General features: G+C 57.0%; 11 protein-coding genes. 2 read left to right on the top strand and 9 right to left on the bottom strand.

What is annotated here, in order from left to right; translation table 11 throughout:
* Positions 1–20: 20 nt before the first annotated feature.
* The 4 genes from ACMGFH_RS20690 to ACMGFH_RS20675 form a co-directional block, all read right to left on the bottom strand.
* Positions 21–3,236 carry a PD-(D/E)XK nuclease family protein gene (locus tag ACMGFH_RS20690; protein ID WP_415380500.1) on the bottom strand — a complete coding sequence of 1,072 codons (3,216 nt, stop codon included), beginning with the start codon at positions 3,234–3,236 and terminating at the stop codon, positions 21–23.
* Entirely contained in the window at positions 3,226–5,307 is a 2,082-nt protein-coding gene (locus ACMGFH_RS20685; RefSeq protein ID WP_415380499.1) for a hypothetical protein, read from the bottom strand. The genes ACMGFH_RS20690 and ACMGFH_RS20685 overlap by 11 nt, the downstream gene beginning before the upstream one ends.
* Before the next feature lie 65 nt (positions 5,308–5,372).
* Positions 5,373–8,108 carry a DEAD/DEAH box helicase gene (locus ACMGFH_RS20680; protein WP_415380498.1) on the bottom strand — a complete coding sequence of 912 codons (2,736 nt, stop codon included), beginning with the start codon at positions 8,106–8,108 and terminating at the stop codon, positions 5,373–5,375.
* Positions 8,105–9,172 (bottom strand): hypothetical protein, encoded by a 1,068-nt coding sequence (locus ACMGFH_RS20675; protein WP_415380497.1) that lies wholly within the window; start codon positions 9,170–9,172, stop codon positions 8,105–8,107. Before ACMGFH_RS20675 ends, ACMGFH_RS20680 begins: the two co-directional genes overlap by 4 nt.
* A gap of 496 nt (positions 9,173–9,668) precedes the next feature.
* Here ACMGFH_RS20675 and ACMGFH_RS20670 point away from each other — a divergent pair, with 496 nt between their 5' ends.
* Positions 9,669–9,986 (top strand): transcriptional regulator, encoded by a 318-nt coding sequence (locus ACMGFH_RS20670; protein ID WP_415380496.1) that lies wholly within the window; start codon positions 9,669–9,671, stop codon positions 9,984–9,986.
* A gap of 12 nt (positions 9,987–9,998) precedes the next feature.
* Here the strand turns inward: ACMGFH_RS20670 and ACMGFH_RS20665 are convergent, their stop codons facing one another.
* Complete coding sequence (locus tag ACMGFH_RS20665; protein WP_415380495.1) at positions 9,999–10,913, bottom strand: transcription initiation factor IIB; 915 nt, start codon at positions 10,911–10,913, stop codon at positions 9,999–10,001.
* A gap of 504 nt (positions 10,914–11,417) precedes the next feature.
* On the opposite strand from ACMGFH_RS20665, the gene ACMGFH_RS20660 reads away from it, so the two are divergent.
* Positions 11,418–14,561, top strand: coding sequence for an ATP-dependent DNA helicase (locus tag ACMGFH_RS20660; protein WP_415380494.1), 3,144 nt, complete (start codon positions 11,418–11,420; stop codon positions 14,559–14,561).
* Positions 14,562–14,723: 162 nt separating this feature from the next.
* Here the strand turns inward: ACMGFH_RS20660 and queC are convergent, their stop codons facing one another.
* From queC to ACMGFH_RS20640, 4 genes are read right to left on the bottom strand one after another with little or no spacing between them, the layout of a single operon-like run.
* Positions 14,724–15,416, bottom strand: a complete 693-nt coding sequence (gene queC, locus ACMGFH_RS20655) for a 7-cyano-7-deazaguanine synthase QueC (protein WP_415380493.1) — start codon at positions 15,414–15,416, stop codon at positions 14,724–14,726.
* Complete coding sequence (gene folE / locus ACMGFH_RS20650; protein ID WP_415380492.1) at positions 15,409–16,026, bottom strand: GTP cyclohydrolase I; 618 nt, start codon at positions 16,024–16,026, stop codon at positions 15,409–15,411. The genes queC and folE overlap by 8 nt, the downstream gene beginning before the upstream one ends.
* Positions 16,027–16,028: 2 nt before the next feature.
* Positions 16,029–16,796, bottom strand: coding sequence for a 7-carboxy-7-deazaguanine synthase QueE (locus ACMGFH_RS20645; RefSeq protein WP_415380491.1), 768 nt, complete (start codon positions 16,794–16,796; stop codon positions 16,029–16,031).
* Positions 16,797–16,799: 3 nt separating this feature from the next.
* Positions 16,800–17,261, bottom strand: a complete 462-nt coding sequence (locus tag ACMGFH_RS20640) for a 6-pyruvoyl trahydropterin synthase family protein (RefSeq protein ID WP_415380490.1) — start codon at positions 17,259–17,261, stop codon at positions 16,800–16,802.
* Positions 17,262–17,395: the final 134 nt, after the last annotated feature.

Raw genomic sequence — 17,395 nt, 5'->3', positions numbered from 1 at the left:
GTTCCAAAAAGTAAGTCGACCTACTCCAGTTCGTATTCTTCGGCCAGTTGATCGACCAAGAACTCGACGCCGTCTTTCGAGGTGAGCGTCTGCTTGTCCCCGACCATGAGGATATCGCGGGCGCAGGTGAGTAACGAGTAGAGAGTATCAGGGTCGGTCAGTGGTGGATGGAGAATACCCGCTTCGTTTGCCGCCGCGAAACTCACGATCGCCCGGTCTGCGATATCCCCATTGAGGTCTTTGGGAAGGCGGACGGGGACATCGATATCACGGGTGGTCAACTGGCGCTGGAGTTCGTTGGCGTGGGCTTCGAAGGGGGTCACGATACAATCGGGGTCGTAGTCGTCGACGAGTTGGCAGACGATACTGGCCTCCGGTCGGTTCCGAAGAAACGTCTGTGAGAACGCTGGGATGGCATTAGGGTCGGCTGTGATGGTGATGCGGTGGAACTCGGCGTTCTCGACGTTTTCGAGTGGCCGCTTTTCCACGAGCTGGAGTGGATAGCCGTCGACGAGGACCGATCCCTCGCTCGGGAAGTTCGTCGCATCGAGATACTCACGGTCCGCGAATGCCTCCTGAATCTCGAATGGATTCACCGAGGTATGCGAGACGTCGAATTCGAGATCGTGTCCGATACCGTTGCGAGCACGGAGTGAGACAGTGAGCCGCATCTCCTCGGTTTCGGTCGCTTCAGTCCCGTGAATACCGAAAAACGACAATTCGGCGTCGATAGCGTCGAAGAGATCGTCGTCGAACAGTTTGCGGACGAATCCGTTGCCATGTCCACCAAACTGGAGACTGGCGACCTCCGCGACTGGGACGGTGGCGTATCGCTCGTGTGCCCACTCGAAGTACGACCGATCGAGTCCTCGGTCGATGGCGTCAGTGCTGACCATGTCGGGCCCCTGTCGACGACTGTCCCCGATAGCGACGACCCTGTCGGCGACATCACGGAGATACAGATACACGGGTTCGGTAATCTGCTCTGCGTCAAATAGCACGACGACATCGAAGAAGTTCTCCGAGTGGTCGCGGTCGCCGAATCCGCCCTCCTCCAGTTCGTGGAAGTGCCCCGTGTCGAGCGCGTATTCGACAGTAGAGATGAGGGAGCGGGAGCCGAGTAGCCGTTCCTCGACAGTCTGTCTATCTAGCCCACCGTGAATCGTATCAGGGCCACGTGCGAACCCGTCCATCCGATAGTGAGAGCCATCGGGCGTCGCCTCGTGTGCGAGTTCTACATGCTCAGGCGTCTGCCCGAGTACGAGAGCACGACTTGCTGACTCTGAAACGGTCTCACCTTCGCCGGTCGGCTTCGGATAAGACCCACTCGCCAGCGCACCGATCAGACCTGCCAATACAGGTGTCCGATCTGTCCTTGTGGGAAGATCCACGAATACCTCCTCGTTGTCGAGCTCGTCGAGAATCGCCGATGTACTCTCGACTCGAGTGGATCCATCAGAGCCACCGGTCTCATCGTATTCGAAACGGGGGTTCGATTCACGCCGCTGAGCGTAATCGAGGTACGGTAAGTACCGTCGGGAGACGATATCTGGGTTGAAGCCGTATCTGACGCGGTATTCACGGTCTTCGTCCATGAACGCTGGATCGATGGTGTCGAACCCGAAGACGAACGCTCCGTCCTTGCGTCCGAGATACGTCACTGTCTTCTTCTCGACGCCTGTCTGGACCGGTTCGATCTGGACAGACTCACCCGGGCTGAACGCGGGGACGATCGGTTGGTCAGTTTCGTAGTGGAGCCCGACGTTACTGCCACCAGCGATCTTCAGTCCGGTCAACAGCCGCCCACTCTCTTTGAGGATGGTCCGGTCGACTCCGTCCATGAGGTCGTTTGCGGTATCACGGGCCTTCCGCTCCGACTGTAGCGCGCTCCGAAGCGCGTTGTAATGATCCGTCTCATCGGGGTCACGGTACTCTAACCGTTGTTCACAGCTGTCGAACAGCGAGCAATCGCTGTCGACACCACGTTCCTCGTCGTACTCGTAGCAGGGCCACCGCCGCTCGTTCTGGCAGTGGAAGGTACACGCAGGTGGGAGCGTCTCCCCAGTCGCGGAGACAGACTGGTCGTGCTGGTATCGACAGCCTTCACAGTCGCGGTTGTACGGAGACGGCGGGCCGAAAGTACTGCGAGTCTTTGCGACCTCGTTTCGCGCACCGACCAACTCGGCGATATCGTCGACCGTGAGTGTAACCTCCTTGATCGAGACGGTGTCCGCGTCTTCGAGATTCGGGTACACGAGATAACCCCGATAGTCGTCGTCTATTGCGTCGAACAAGTTCTCGTCTGGTTCGAGTCGTTCAAGGAGGAGTGTAAAGAGATATAACCGAAGTTGACGGCTGTGCTTTTCCCGCTTCTGAGCGTCGAGTTGCCACGTCGTCTTCAGGTCGTACGGGATCCCATCGACGACGATATCGACTGTTCCATTGTAGCCGTACTGTTCGGGAAGTGGCTGCTCTGGGACGATCTCGTCTGCATCGCTGAGTGACTCGCAGAACTTCGAATCTGTAAATAGCCGACTGACGATCTCCTCCACGTCAGATTTGATCGATAGCCCCTGACCGGAAATACTCAGTTTCGCCTGTGCAAGCCCCAACTCTTCGTCCATGACTCGTTCGGCGAGAGCGGCAGCCTCCGTCGACGTCCAAGCGTTCTCTGCAAATCGAGTCTGGTCTTCTTCGAGAGCCCGTTCGAGCGAGAGATGAACTGCGTTCCCTCTGAATCGGTACTTATTGACCGACGAACTCCCGCCGTACACCTTCTTGACGTATCGGAGGTAGTACCGACGCGGACAAGCCTCCTGTGTCCGGAGCTCGCTCTTACCGATGCGAAGGTCGGGCTCCCGAATCACGACCGACGTGACGTTGATGAACAGTTGACGGCCGTTCCGGTGGCTTGCGATTTTTGGAATTCCTCTGACCAACAACGTTTCACCACGAGGGAGATCCGGAGCGTCGGAACCGGCGCCAGAGAGTACGTCGAGAATGTACGATTCTGTTTTCCGAATGTCGTCGAACGGTCCGCCACTGGGCTCTTCGAGCCAGAACGAGATTAGCGTCTGAAGTTCCAGGTTCCCGGTCGGGTCAGTCACCTCGTACAGCACTTTTTCACCGCCTGTGTACCCTCGATGGGCATCGCCGGTGATACGGCACCGGACCGTCACTTCTTGACCGTCGAAACGGGCGATATCGTCGTTGACAGTTGCGAGATTATATAGCATTGGAACAAACCTCCCTGAGGAGTCGCCGATTGAGGAGTCGCGTCTGATACTTCATTCCGTGAAGGCAGTTCTGTCCCTCTGTCTCGAGACAGTCGGGACAGGCGGTCACACACTGGAGTGTCAGTTCTTCTAAGCGCTCACCGAGTTCGGACAGGTCACGCCCCTTTGCGTCGTTCGCGAAGCGTCGGTACGTATCTCGAACACGTGGGTCTCGGAAGATGTGCTGGTGAAGATGCAAGAGGAGGTCGACGGCACGCGGTGTGCGTTCGATCTCTGTTTCGACGCGCTCGTGTTCCGACGCGACGTACGCGTTGAAGCGGGCGATCTCTCGCGTCTCGAAGAGAGCCTGGACACGGTTCTCGATATGGGACGTGAGATCGAGCAGATTGTACGCCTCGGGCTGCCCGCTGATGATCTCGTCACGAGTTTGAACGAGTCGTCCCTGAAATCCCGTCGCCTCCGCAGAGTCCCGGTCTGTATCACTATCACCATCCGCTTCGAGTTCGATCCGAGACGTTTCTTGGAACAGTTCGTACAGTGTCTCGCCGTCACCGCTCGCCAGAAGTTCGAGCACTGCCCGATCGGTCGCAGCAGTGTGACACGCCGCTTGGCTGGCGAGGCCACTGTCGAGGTCTACCGATGTCGACTCCGAGAGATACTCGTAGACCTCGTCGGCGATACCAGCCCCGCCCTGGATAGAGTCGTAGATTCCGATCTGTGCCAGAGTGTCGTCTCGACCTTGGAAATTCACGTCGTACCAGAGTTCGAAGGACCCACTCGCGAGAGCTTCCTCGCTCGTCCACGTGGAGAGCGCATGCTCGACAGAGTGAACGAGCACCTCTTCACCGAAGTCAAGAAGGGACTCGTCGTCCGTACAATCAGTGAGTATCTCTTCGACGAGTTCGGGCGCTGTTTCGATAGCCGCGAGTACATCAGAGCTATGAGCGGCATCGTAGCCCATCATGCAGAGCGCCCCCTGATCGAGCTCATCGCCGGGTTCGAGCAACTGTTCGAGTTGGGTGCGGATCGTGTCGACCTCGGCCTCGAAGACGGAATCTGCAGCGAGGTCGTCGTTCGTCCGACATCGATAGTCGACAGCGACGAGATGGTTGACAAACGGTTCGACGTCGAAGACGTTCTCGAGGAGTCCCTCCTGGAAGAACAGTCGATCCCAGACATCTCGATACACCTTCGCGAACTGGAGGTCCCGATACAGAGACGGCTGATCCTGTAGGACCCGCTCTACTCGGGTTCGAACTGTGGGCCGCTCGACTTCGAAGACGATCAGCTGGCTCCGTTCAGAACTCGCGACGAGCGCACGGGCGTCGTCGCCTCCGTGAATATAGTCCAGTGTTTTCGACAGTGTCTGGTTCGTCTCCTGTTCGTGGATCGTGAGTAGCGACGTGTAATAACAGCGGAGAAACTCCACGTCGGCATCGTAGGAGTAGGTCGTGACGATATCGTTCTCGTCGGGAAGTTCCTGCTGGCCCGTTTCGACCTCGCTGCGGAGATGACGGAACCACAGATAGTTCGTCGTTGGGTCGCTTCGACCGAGGTACAACGACCGCCCGGGGACGTTTCGAGACGCGACGATCGTCTCGAAGTCGACACTCCAGTGGTATTCGGCATCTCGGGGGAGTTGCTGGACGTAGAGTGTACTCGGCACATACACGACGGTATTCTCGATGTCGACATCCAGCACCGTGTACTCCTCCGCATCGTCACCGAGTAACTCGTCGAGTGAAATCGCTTCGTCGAAATCGAACATCGGTTCGATATCGGCCGTCCCTGGCTGGTCGTGGATGAAGTCCCAGTGGCCTTGCCAGAGATCGAAGTTCTGCCACCGCTTTTTGAACCCGCCCGGAAGGAAACTGCTGAGCATCTGATTGAGGTTCTCGGTCTCGAGCGGATTGCGAGTCCCTCGATCAGTATCCTTGTGAACAACTCTGACTGAACCGCCGATCTGTTCCGGGATGAACGAGTTCGATAGGACGAACGGTTCGTTCGCTGCCGGGTCGGCGTCGAAGACGTTCGGAAGTTGCAGAAACGTCGCATCGATGTTTTCGAGCAACTTGAGGTGTTGCTGGATCCCCTCGAGGCGACCGAGGCGTTCCTCGTCAGACAGATCGTCCGACACTATCGTTCCCCTCCAAACTGAGATGCAAGTTCGTCCAACGGCCGGTACGACCCGGACGATCCCGCTTCCTCCACGGCTTCCTGGAACAGTCTCCAGTACGGTGTCTCGTCGACACCAGGAGCGACGGGTTGCTGGAGCGAATCGACGTAGTCGTCCAGTGCCGACAGCGCACGTTCGACCTCAGGTTCGTCCACGTCGAACGTCTGTCGCAACCAGTTGTGGAGGTCGCTCTGTTGGGAGTCCAGTTGCGACTCTAACTCGTCGATGTCCGGACCGTATTCGCCATACGAACCCTGGTAGATCCGCTGAGCGTCGACGCCGGTACGAACGTTGAAATAGTCGAAGACAGCGGCGATCATGTGTTCCGCTCGCACAAACTGGTTCTCCTCGTCGAGCGGGATTTCGAGGTGTTCCTCACGAGGGTCGCTGAGATAGTCTGAATGGTGGAAGTAGTAGGAGTCCGTCGATGTCGAACCGAGGACGACGACTGTCACTGGGCGATCCTCTGCGTCTCGTCCACCACGTCCCTTGCGTTGCAGAAAGCTCGGGACGCTCATCGGTGCACGATACTGGAACGTCCCGATGATACTGTCGTTGTCGAAGCCGACTTCGAGTGTGCTCGTTGCGATTAGCTGGTCCCAGTCGGTCCCCGGATCGACCGGTTCGTTGGGACGCTGTCGACGCCCGCTTTTCTGAACGGCCATCTGCATCGGCCGCAGCTCGAAGTTCTGGTCCATCGTCCACCAGCATTCGCCGGCCTCGTAGACGGAACACTCGTTGAGATACTTGTTCGGCGGCAGTGACTCGCAGACTGCCGACTCGTCGTACTGGTCGTCGACGCCGTTCCGGAATCGCTCTGAGGGACAGTCAGGGTTTTTCCCTTCACCGTGGAGGAACGCGTCCGGTTGCCTGAGTTGGAACAGTTCCCGCTCCTGTTCGGCGTCCTCTACGAAGCTACCGAGGCGGCTGACGGAGTCGATAGAGTCGACGAAGCCGAGAATCTTGTCCTTATCCGACTGTGTCCCGCGTGTCCCACCGCGTTCCTTCCGTGCGGTGTGCCAAAACCCGAACGCGACCTGAATCATACACGAGAGATTCGAAGCAGTCGTCCGTTCGAGGTCGTCCCATTCGTCCTGTGGTTGGAAGACAGAGTCCCCGATCGGGATCGCCACCTCTCGTGGTTCGGTCGCTTTGACGAACAGGATATACTCGGATCCGACCGTATCCGTCTCATCATCGCGGGGATGGATCCGGTTCGCATCGTCGGCGCCGAAGATGCGTTCCGTGAACTCCTCCGCGTTGTGGATCGTCGCGCTTGACGCGACAAGTGTCGGGGCCTGTCCCGGCGACTGCTCACGGACTGTTCGCTTGAATCTGCGGGATACGTTCGAGACGTGCATCCCCGCTTGCTCTGTGTATACGTGGACTTCGTCCAGTGCGAGGAATTTCGGGGGATACGTCTGCTCCCAAAATGCCGCCCGTCCGTGCCCGTCCATCAGTCGGAGATGGAGCGAGTTCTGGGTCATGATGACGATGTCTGCCGAGGCCCTGCGGTCAGTCGTCGCCCAGTCGAACCGATGATCGTCGTGACGAGAGCACGACAGTGCGCCGTCTTTGTGCCCGTTTCCACCGGACCGTTCCGGGGGTGTCAAAGTGCCGTCGCACTCCGGGCAATCGACTTCGATCTGTGTCCGGTTACCGTGCTGGATACTGATCGAGATAGGAGCGTCCTCGAACGCGGCCGTTTCCCGGTCGAGAAGTTTGTTGATAGTGTGTGCGTACTCGAACACTCGTTCGAACTGGTTATCACAGAGATCGCGACGAGGGTACGTCAAGATCGCCTTTGTACCGTCGATCCCGGCAGACCAGGCAGTGTGGCAGTACATCAGGATCGGAAAGAGGAACGCTTCTGTCTTCCCACCCCCCGTGCTCGCTGTAATGACGTGTGCGAGCTCTGTGTCGAGGTTCTGATCGGTCACCGACTGCGTGTAGAGTTTCACGAGCGCGCGCTTCTGAAAGGCGGCCAGTGAATCGAACTCCGCTGCAAGTCCATCTTCCAGGAATTCTTTGAACACACGAACAGTCTCACGAACGATCCGCTTCCAGTCAGTGCCGACCGTCTCTTCGAGTTCTGTCGTCGGCGAAACGTCCCCGACGAGTTCTTTGTTGACTGCCCGGAGTGTACTCGCGAAGGAGAACGCTTCATCCCCCTCAAAAATAGGCTGTTCACGGTCGACGATGGCCAGTTTGACCATCTTCACGAGGTTTGGCGCGAACTCGAAATCGGTGTCCTCGTTGATTCGCTGGCGAATCAGAGCGAAGTATCGCGCCATCTCTGCGACTCGACTTCGTACTCGCTGTCGATCGTAGACGTACAGGAGCTCGTCGTCACCTTCTAGCGTCTCGATTACTCGGTCGAAAACGATTCGTCCCAGCGTGTCGGTCCCGTATTCGACATCGTGCCGCTGGACGGTATCAGAGCGAAAGATCTGCTGAACTAGCGGGGACCCCTCGGTGAGGTGTTCGTCCGCGAACCAACTGTAGATCTCCGATAGTTTTGCCGCGCTGTCGTACTCGCCAGCGTTGATCTGACGCTTACAGTGCTCGTCTATTCGACGAAGCGTCGTCGCCTTGAGGTCTCGAAACAGGGCCGAGTGTTCGTCGGAAGTCAGTTCGCTCCAGACTTCGTCGATAGCAGTCTCGTTGGGTGGATTCGGAGATCGTGATTCACTCATTCGAAGTGTGCCTCCAGATCGTTGATCGGCCCGTCCTCCAGTCCAGTTTGGACCGTCGCAAAGAACTCGTCCGGATCGAGATCGCTTGCTGACAGTGCACGTAAGAGGCTCCCGTCGTGCTCTCGGAGAAGATCGAACACCCGTTCTTCGACGGAAACCGAGGAGTGTTCGACGACGGCTCCAGTAACGCTCTGTTCTAAGTCGTCGATGGAGACGGTATCTGTGAGGTCCTCTTTCGAGTGGCTCGCATCATCCACCGAATCCAGAATCGAACTCAGACGACTTCGATGATTGTGGGCAGCTAAAGCGAGAGCGGTCTGGTATCGAAGCATCATCGTCCCCTCGAGCGCGATCCGAGCGCTTTCACAGTCGATCGTTCCGAGTCCGTCCTCTTTACGCCGATCGCGAACGGTCTGAGTAAGGTCGTTGATCGGTTTCCGGTCGGACTTGATACTGTACGAGACGTCCTCTTGAACGAGTGTTCTGAGGTCCTCGGTAAACGCACTCTGATGTGAGTCGATGCAGGTCAAGCAGTACTCGACGTACTCTGAGACCGAAAGTTCCTCTCTGGCAAATGAATCGACCACCTGCAAATCCGCTCGGAACTGTGAGAGGGTGAAGTGGTCACCGGTGCGGAGGGGGCCGTAGTTTTCGTTTTCGACAAACGCCTGGAGTGCGTCGAGTTCGTCGGAGAGATCCATGGTGGCTACTGGCGTCTCCTTGAGCGAATGCAGCCACGTTGCATAAATTTCGAGTTCACTTTCGAGGAGGTCAGTCTGGTGCGCCAACATCGCATCGAGGGTCCTCGAAACGAGAGTCACACGATCGGCAGTCGCCGTCGCGTCCGCTGCATCTTCCGGTGTCACGTCGAGTACACCGTCAGTTTCGTCGATTAGCTGTTCCAAATCCGCGAGAGCAGATGCATACGACTCCGCGGGCGTCGCGTGTAGTTCTCCGAGTTGTCGATAGGAGGTCCGTGCTGCTTCTAGCTGCTCACGTGCAGTTGCGAGGGCCTCGTCGAAGACCTCCCAGTGATCCTCACTCGGATCACTCCCTTCAGACACAGGCAGTCACCACGATACCACTACACTACAGGTATACCAGTATAAGCATTGGTGGGATTCTCACGCCGTCACTCGGTTTAGTTCTACAGAGATGACGTCAAAAGAGAACCCCTCGGACTCCACATTGTCCGGTTACTCTTCAGTGCCGTTTATTTCTCTCTGAAGGTGTGGCTGATGCATCAGGTGACTGGAGAGTCTCGTCTGGCTTGCTTGACCGGCAGATACCAGCGACCTCTTCTCGCGTCCCCTTTTTCACGCCGGCGTTTCGCTTACTTTCTTGACACAACGGTGGGCAGACTGTCTCCAGAAATCGGCTGGAATTAATCCCGTATCGGGCTGACCTTTTGAGTCCCATCACAAAAGCGTAACTCTGTGCGAACCAGTTTGAATACATCCTAATTTAACTCATCATTTTTAATCTAAGTACTCGATTAATCATACTCAACAATCATTCGAGTATCAGTTTATAAGACACCGAATTACTGTAACCAGTGAGATGGTAGAAACAGCTGCGCTCGACCACATGTTTGAAGCGTTGCGTAACGTTCAGCGACGTAGGCTGTTGTTTGCGCTGCTAGAGTGCACCCCACAAGATACTACATCAGTCGATATTACTGACTTTGAGAGGGATGTTGATGCTCAGACACACCTCGTCAATATGACACACGTTCACCTGCCGAAGTTGGCTGACTATGGGTATATCCAGTGGGATAGAGACAGTTACGAACTTTCGAAGGGGAAGAGATTCGACGAAATCAGGCCACTGCTCCAACTACTGGAGAGTCACGAAGACGAACTACCATTTGACTGGTGAAAATAACCCCTCCTATTCGGCTACGAGCTTATCGAGTTCGAGTTTATCCTGAATAGTATTCCACTGACGAGAGATTGTGACAGTGCTCACTTCCGCTGCATCAGCGAACGTCTGTTGATCAGCTTCGATATCGGTCTGTATGCTCGCTGCATACAGGGCAGCAGCAGCGAACCCGGCTGGATGCTTGCCGACAGAGATGCCCATTTCACCGGATCTTGCGACGATATTCTCGGCGACTCGTTCCACATCTCGCGAAGCGTCGACCGCTGAGGCGAGAACTGGGATGAAATCGTTCGGCTCAGGAGGCAGAATCTGTAGACCCAGTTCTCGGGCAATAAGCCTGTAGGCTCCAGAGATTTCGTTCGTGTCCGCAAGTGAGACGCTTTCGATCCAGTCGTACGTCATCGGCCGCCCTGCTTCCCGAACAGCCAGGAAAACGGCTGCTGCTGTAAACGCCTCGATGGTCCGCCCATGCAGTAAGCCCCTCGAAACAGATTGCCGAAACAGGTGCGCTGCTCGTTCGCGGGTAGTTTTGGCAATCTCGAGTTCCTCACAGACACCACGCAGATCTCGTAGTCCCCTGTGGAGCGTCCGATCTGCTGGCCGTAGCCGACGGTTGTATCTACGCAGGCGATCTGTCCGAAGATCGGTTGTCTCGATGCCGACACAGGTCCCTACCTGTAGATGCTGTGTGCTCGAAGTTGGCCCGTAGTGTCGCCGTGCGGAATCAGTCCAACTGGGGAGTGACTGATCAACCGACCTCTCGTCGATAACGAATCCACAGTCACGGCAATGGAGATCGTCAGAGACCGTGGCGATATCTGTGCTCTCGCATTCGGGGCAAGCATCTACTACTCCTGTAGTTGCTTCCGGCGATACTCCAGTGGTACCGTCAGTTTGCAGAGTCTGGGAGGCTCGCTGAGTCATTGGAAAGAGAGACAGCGATCGTGAGCGGTACTGTCGCTGTTCGTAACGAGGAAATCGAGAACCGGAATTCCGCTCGGAACGACGACTGAACCAGTTGCTACTGCGCCCTCGAAAGCGTGGATAGCGATATTCCTGCTGGTGCTCCAACCCCGACACAGCGCCTTTCGACGCCGGTCGTGGTCACCGGCAGAACCGAATTTCCGAGCGGAGTGTCGTTTTCTTGAATGTGACCCCTGTGGAAGGAAGTCTAGTTTCTGATCGGTTGCCACAGACCCGGATGGGTCGTTGGTAAACTTCTCGCGTTCACAAGACGGGACTCGACAAACTTATAGCTATTTGTCGTAGCAGATTCATCCTCGGCCAAATCCAGAGAATCAGCCCTCGAAGAGACAGATCGGTCTTATCAATTTATATAGGGCGGTCTAACTGGTACGCATAGGACCGTCGTGGTAGCACCGGGATCATCAGACTACCGGTCAGACGGCCACCCAATCGAACATATCAATGTCGGATATCCCACTTAACGAGTCCACGTTTTTCGAGCTGCTCGAAGCGGCAAATCGAGAACGCTTCGACGACCCCAGGTGGTCGTTCAACGACGCCCAACGCAGAGCGATTCGCGACAGCGGTGGACCGCTTCAACTGGCAGCAGGTCCCGGGAGTGGGAAAACGGAGGTTCTGGTTTCGCGAACTCTCAGACTGCTACTGGTCGACGAAGTTCCGCCTGGAAGCATCTTCCTGACGACCTTCACCGAAAAGGCGGCCCAGAGCCTCGAAGAACGTATCATCGACCGACTCGAGACGCTCGGATTCGGGGACGTGATCGACGCGAACGAACTCCGGATCGGGACACTACACTCTCTCTGCAACGACGTGATGCAAGAGTACCGGTACCCCGACTACGCTAACGTCGAGTTGCTGAACGAAGACGGTCAGCAGTTGTTCATGTGCGACAACTGTACATTCGTGGATTATTTACGGGGGAGCGAACTCGACACTGACGAGTGGGCGACACTCCCCGACGAGGGTGTCGAGACGAGCGACGACTGGACGTTCTTCGACGAGATATTCGGCTGGAAGGTGAGCAGGCAGTATGGACCGAACAAGTGGCAGTCGACGAGTGGGGCGGCGAAACTGTTCGACCGGATCTCGCAGTACCGAGCGCCGACTGAGCGACTAAAAGACCACGACGAACGCGCGTGGCGCATCTGTGCGGAAGGACTCGAAAAGTACCGTGAAACGCTTCGAGAGAACCAGCGGTGTGACTTTTCGCGCCTCCTAGAACGATTCATCGAATTTCTCGACCACGACACGGGTCAACGATTCGTTCATGGGGACGCTGACCGCGACCGACCTCCACTGCAGCACGTTCTCGTCGACGAGTATCAGGACACCAATCCACTTCAGCAGGCGTTGTATTTCCAGCTTCTGGAGGAAATGGAGGAACCGAACGTCACCGTCGTCGGTGACGACGATCAGGCGCTCTACCGGTTCCGCGGCGGCACCGTCGAGTGTCTCATCCAGTTTCCAGATCGCATCCGGGATCGCTTCGATACAGCGGTCGAAACCATCCAGCTCAAGCGGAACTATCGATCAACGGCCGACATCATGTCGTGGTGCAACCGTTACGTCGGTGAGCATCCACAAATGCAGGCAGCGGGCGCTCGAGCACCGGACAAGGAGTCGATGGAGGTCGCTCGGGAATCCACAGACGGGATAGAAAGTGTTCGGGCGATACTAGAAGGCAATAGCGACGGCGAATCAGCCGCTGTCGCCGCTGAGCTCGTAGAGAAACTCTATGATACCGGATATATCGACGACTACAGTCAGGTGGCGTTTCTCTTCAAGAGTACGAAAGAGAACAGCAACTGGACAGGCCCGTTCGTCGAAGCGCTTCGCGAGCGGGATATTCCGGTCCACAATCCGCGTAACAAGGCGTTTCTCGACCACCCCGAGATCCAGTTCGCACTCGGAGCCATCATTCGGTGCATCGACCCGGACCTGGATGCGCTCGAAAAACGCTCTATCCAGGGCGGTGTCCGGACTCAGATCGAGGACTGGTACGACGGGTTCGACGCGTACGTCGACGAATACGATGCGACAGCGCTAGACCGGTATGTCGACCAGATCGGTCGGGAAATAACCGAAGCAGACGAGGGTGACTCGCTCGGTCTAAATCTGTTAGATCTGTTCTATCGAATTCTCTCGTTCGATCCGTTCCTTACCTGGATCGAGAGCCAAGCAGAACCTGCTCGTGGGAAGCGACTCGGCCGCCTCTCGAAACTGTTCGACTCATTCGTCAGCGTCACAGGCCGGTCGACGCTCTCGCCCTCGTCGTGGGCCGACTCGGTTTCGACGAATTTTCTCACCGACTTCTACTACTTGTTCTGTGGATATCTCGACGCGACGGACTTCGACGAGCCTGAGGACCCACACGACCAGATCCCCGAGGGGTTCGTTCAGGTGATGACGGTCCACCAGGCGAAAGGTCTAGAGTTTCCGGTCGTCTTCACGAGCGACCTCGATAGCGAACCGTGGACGTTCGGTGGCACCTACTGGATAGAGGAAGAATTGGCCCCGTATGCCGACATCTCTCCGCTGGGTGACGAGACCGAGCGGTCGATCCGTGACGAGATCCGACGGTTCTACGTCGCGTACTCCCGCGCGGAAGAGGACCTATTCTTGCTCGACCGCGAGGACGCGCCAACAGACCTCGCGCTCGGATATCGAGACGGCGACCCCCTCCCGGTCGACTGGTTCGAGGGATCGCGACGCATCGATGACGCGTCGGCGTTCGAGGTCGATGGGACGGTCGGCGAGCACCGAGACGTCGAACTCAAACGACGGTTCAGCATCACTGGCGACGTACTGGCCTATCGCAGATGCAAACGTCAGTATGGCTACTACACCGACATGGACTTCGCCCCGAACCACGTCACGCAACTGTTTTTCGGGCGAGTCGTCCACGAAACACTGGACCGGGCGCACAGACATCACGCCGGGGAACTCGACGGAACCAGCGAGGGAGACATGCCGACAGAAGGCGATATCGAGCGGTACTTCCGAGAAGTCGCGGAAGCACTCAAGGCTCGCAACATCTACCCGATGAGCGAGGAAGCGGAGCGGGCTGCGCTCGAATACATCACGCGATTCAATCTCCGAGAAGGTGCCGACCTCTACCCGCGGGTCGAGGACACTGAACATCGTCTCCAAAGCAACAGAGAGGACTTTGTCCTCGAAGGCGTTGTGGACGTGCTCGTCGGTGACGACGAGGGGCGGGAGATCTGGGACTACAAGGCTGGCCAGCGCCCGAGCGAGGGACGAGAACTCGACGACTACCGGGCCCAACTGAAAACCTACGCCGAACTGTATCGATATCGCCGTGGCTCCTACCCGGACCGGGGTGTAATCTACTTCCTCGGTGAAGAAGACCGTGACCATGCCCGGTTTGAGTTGACGTTCGACGACGATACCGTACAAGACTCGCTGGGAGACTTCGAGCGAACGGTTAGCGATATTCTGAAGGATCGCGAGAATAAGAACTGGTTCGACATCACAGAAGCAGAGCGTCCCTCCGACGGGACCTGCGCGGAGTGTGACATTCGCTGGAGTTGCCCGGCTCGGCCGGAGTACTCGCTTGAGGACTAATTCGCCACGTACAATCCTCGATCGGCCACGTGTCCATGTGCAGTCGATTTAGGCAGATTTGGCTATAGGAAGCAGGCATTCCCGGCGAAGAACGGCTCCGGCCTCTCTTGAAGTTCTTGCGTACTCATCGAACCATCCACAAATTCGTAGAATCGTAGCCGATTAAACGTAGTCCGGCCGCTCAGCGTATTCGATCGGGTCGCGCTCACCGACCTCCTGAAACGCTTTCAATCGGAACGCACACGCGTCACAGGTCCCGCAGGCTGGTTCCTCATCACGATAGCAGCTCCAGGTCAACCCATATGGAACGTTTAGTTCCAGTCCGTGCCGTGCGATGTCGGTCTTCGACCACTCGACGAATGGGGCCTCGATGCTAATTGAGGTCTCATCCTTCGTTCCAACGTTGACGATTTCTTGAAAGGCCTCGAAGAACGCAGGTCGGCAGTCCGGATACCCAGAGAAGTCCTCTGAATGGGCACCGATATACACCGCTCCACAGTCATTGGCTTCGGCGTATGATATAGCCATCGACAGGAGATTCGAATTCCGGAACGGGACGTAGGAACTCGGAACCTCGTCGCTGTCGAGGTCGGCGTCCGCAACATCTATCTCGTCGTCGGTGAGACTCGACGCGCCGATCTTCGAGAGGTGGTCCGTCGTCAGGTGAAGGAAGTCCACCGCGTCGTAGTGTTTCGCCTGCGCCTGTGCGCACTCTAGCTCCTTCGATTCGGTACGCTGCCCGTACGACGTGTGGAGCATGTAGAGGTCCTGTCCGTCGTCTTGTGCGACTGCCGCAGCCGTTGCGCTGTCCATCCCGCCCGATGCGAGCACGACAGCACGTGAGTTGTCAGTCATGAGTTCGCGTTTGCTCGATGAATCGCTCGCGTTCGCTATCGGTCAGTTCCCCGACCGTCGTCCTAGTCGTCGTTTCCGTCGCTGTCTCGACACCGCGCATCGCTTCACACAGGTGGGTCGCAGTAATCTCAACGATCACTGCGTCGGCTCCGAGTTCGTCCGCTAGCCCGTGGGCGATATCCGTGGTGAGTTCCTCTTGCATGGTGAGTCGGCGCGACTGCCAGCGGACGTAGCGAGGCAGTTTCGACAGTCCGACGACCTCCTCGTCCGGTCGATAGGCGACGTGAGCCGTACCGTGGTAGGGTAGGAGGTGGTGCTCACATAGACTATACATCGGGATTCCCGTCTTGATGACCAGATCATCGCTCGTGGCGTCGAAGGTCCGGAGCGTCGGTTTCGCTTCAGCACGCGTCCCTTCGGTTAGCGTTTCGAACGTTTCGGGGACGCGCCGTTCCCAGGTATCCTGTAGACTGCCCTCGTCCGGGTTCTCACCGACCGCCTCAAGGAGCAACCGGGCTCCTTCCTGTGCTTTCGAGTAGTCTATCGGCTGTTCCTCTGCCTCAATACTGTCGACATGGTCACCTGCGTCTGTTTGAACGTCGTTAGTCATCGTTAGGTCCCGGGTGCATCGTTCCAGAGGTCAACGTGAAGCCGAGGTGTGTAGCGGTAGCCGTGTTCCATCGCCAGTTCAGCGGTCACTTCGCGAGTCTCGTTGAGCCGGTCCCGTGTCGCTCCTTCCGGCATCAACAGCACGTCCTCGTTTCGAACAGTCGCATTCGTTACTGGACGGAGTTCGTCTAGTAGCGTCTGAATCTCTTCGACGTCGTCGTCGCCGGTGACGACGAACTTCAACTGAAATGAGTACGCTTCGACTAGATCGGCGAGCGCATCGAGGTCGAGGCGGCGTTGCTCGTGTTCAGCTTCCCATTCACCGTCGCCTTTCGGATCTCTGTCTGCAGTGGGCGTGCTACTGGCGAGTTTCGGGCTGATGCTCGCCAGATCGATTTCCGCATCGCGATAGATCGTTCCGTTCGTTTCGATCGTCGTGTGATAGCCTGCGGCCGAAAGTGAATCCAGAAGGTCGGTGATCTCATCGTGGATCATTGGTTCACCGCCGGTCACGACGACGTGGTCGCACTGGTTGTGGGACGTGACTTCGTCGAGAATTCCATCGATATCCATCCAGGCGTGCGTCGGCTCCCACGAGGTGTGATACGAATCGCAGAACCAGCAGCGGAGATTGCAGCCGCTGGTTCGGACGAAGACGGAAGGAATGCCAGCGAGTTCGCCCTCACCCTGTATCGAATAAAACAACTCATTGATCGGGAGGTCTCCCTCGGCATCGTTGCCGTCCACCTGCGCGTTTGCGTTGACCGGCATAAATTAGGGAGCGGCACAGAGTTCACTCGTCTCTCGAACACAGACAGAGACGTCCGACACAGTGTCGGGGAACTCGTCGAGTAATCGCTGTTCGAGGAGGACAGCCATCACTTCCGCTGTGGGCGGATGATCGAACACGACGACTGCGTCGCCGTCACCGCTCTCTTCGAACGCTTCGATGAGGGGATCCCCCTTCTCGAGAAGGAATCGATGATCCCACTCAGATATTACTGAGGTAATATCTCCTTTGTCGACGATCCATCCCTCTTCCGTGAGCTCACCGACGACGCTGACAGAGATCTCGTAGTTGTGCCCGTGGGGTCGACTGCACTTTCCATCGTGGTGGAGAATCCGGTGCCCGGAACTGATTCGGATCGGCTTGTCCTCACCAATCCGCAGCTCACGCTCGTTGGCTTCAAGCGGCGCGCTTGATTCGTGTTCCCCAATAGATGTTCCTGAGGCCATATCTCAAGAATATCGCGATTTGTCTTATAGGTGGCCCTCGAAGTGAAACTGGAATCCGTGGAATTCGACCCAGAAACGGAAGGCGGTCAGTTGGTACTTCACGGGAAGTAGACGGCTCACACCGGGTGATCAAC

The organism is Halosimplex rarum (assembly GCF_047715405.1).
GTDB classification, from domain to species: Archaea; Halobacteriota; Halobacteria; order Halobacteriales; family Haloarculaceae; genus Halosimplex; species Halosimplex rarum.
The sequence above is the reverse complement of the archived record's forward strand: the minus strand, read 5'-3'. Positions and strand labels throughout refer to the sequence as shown.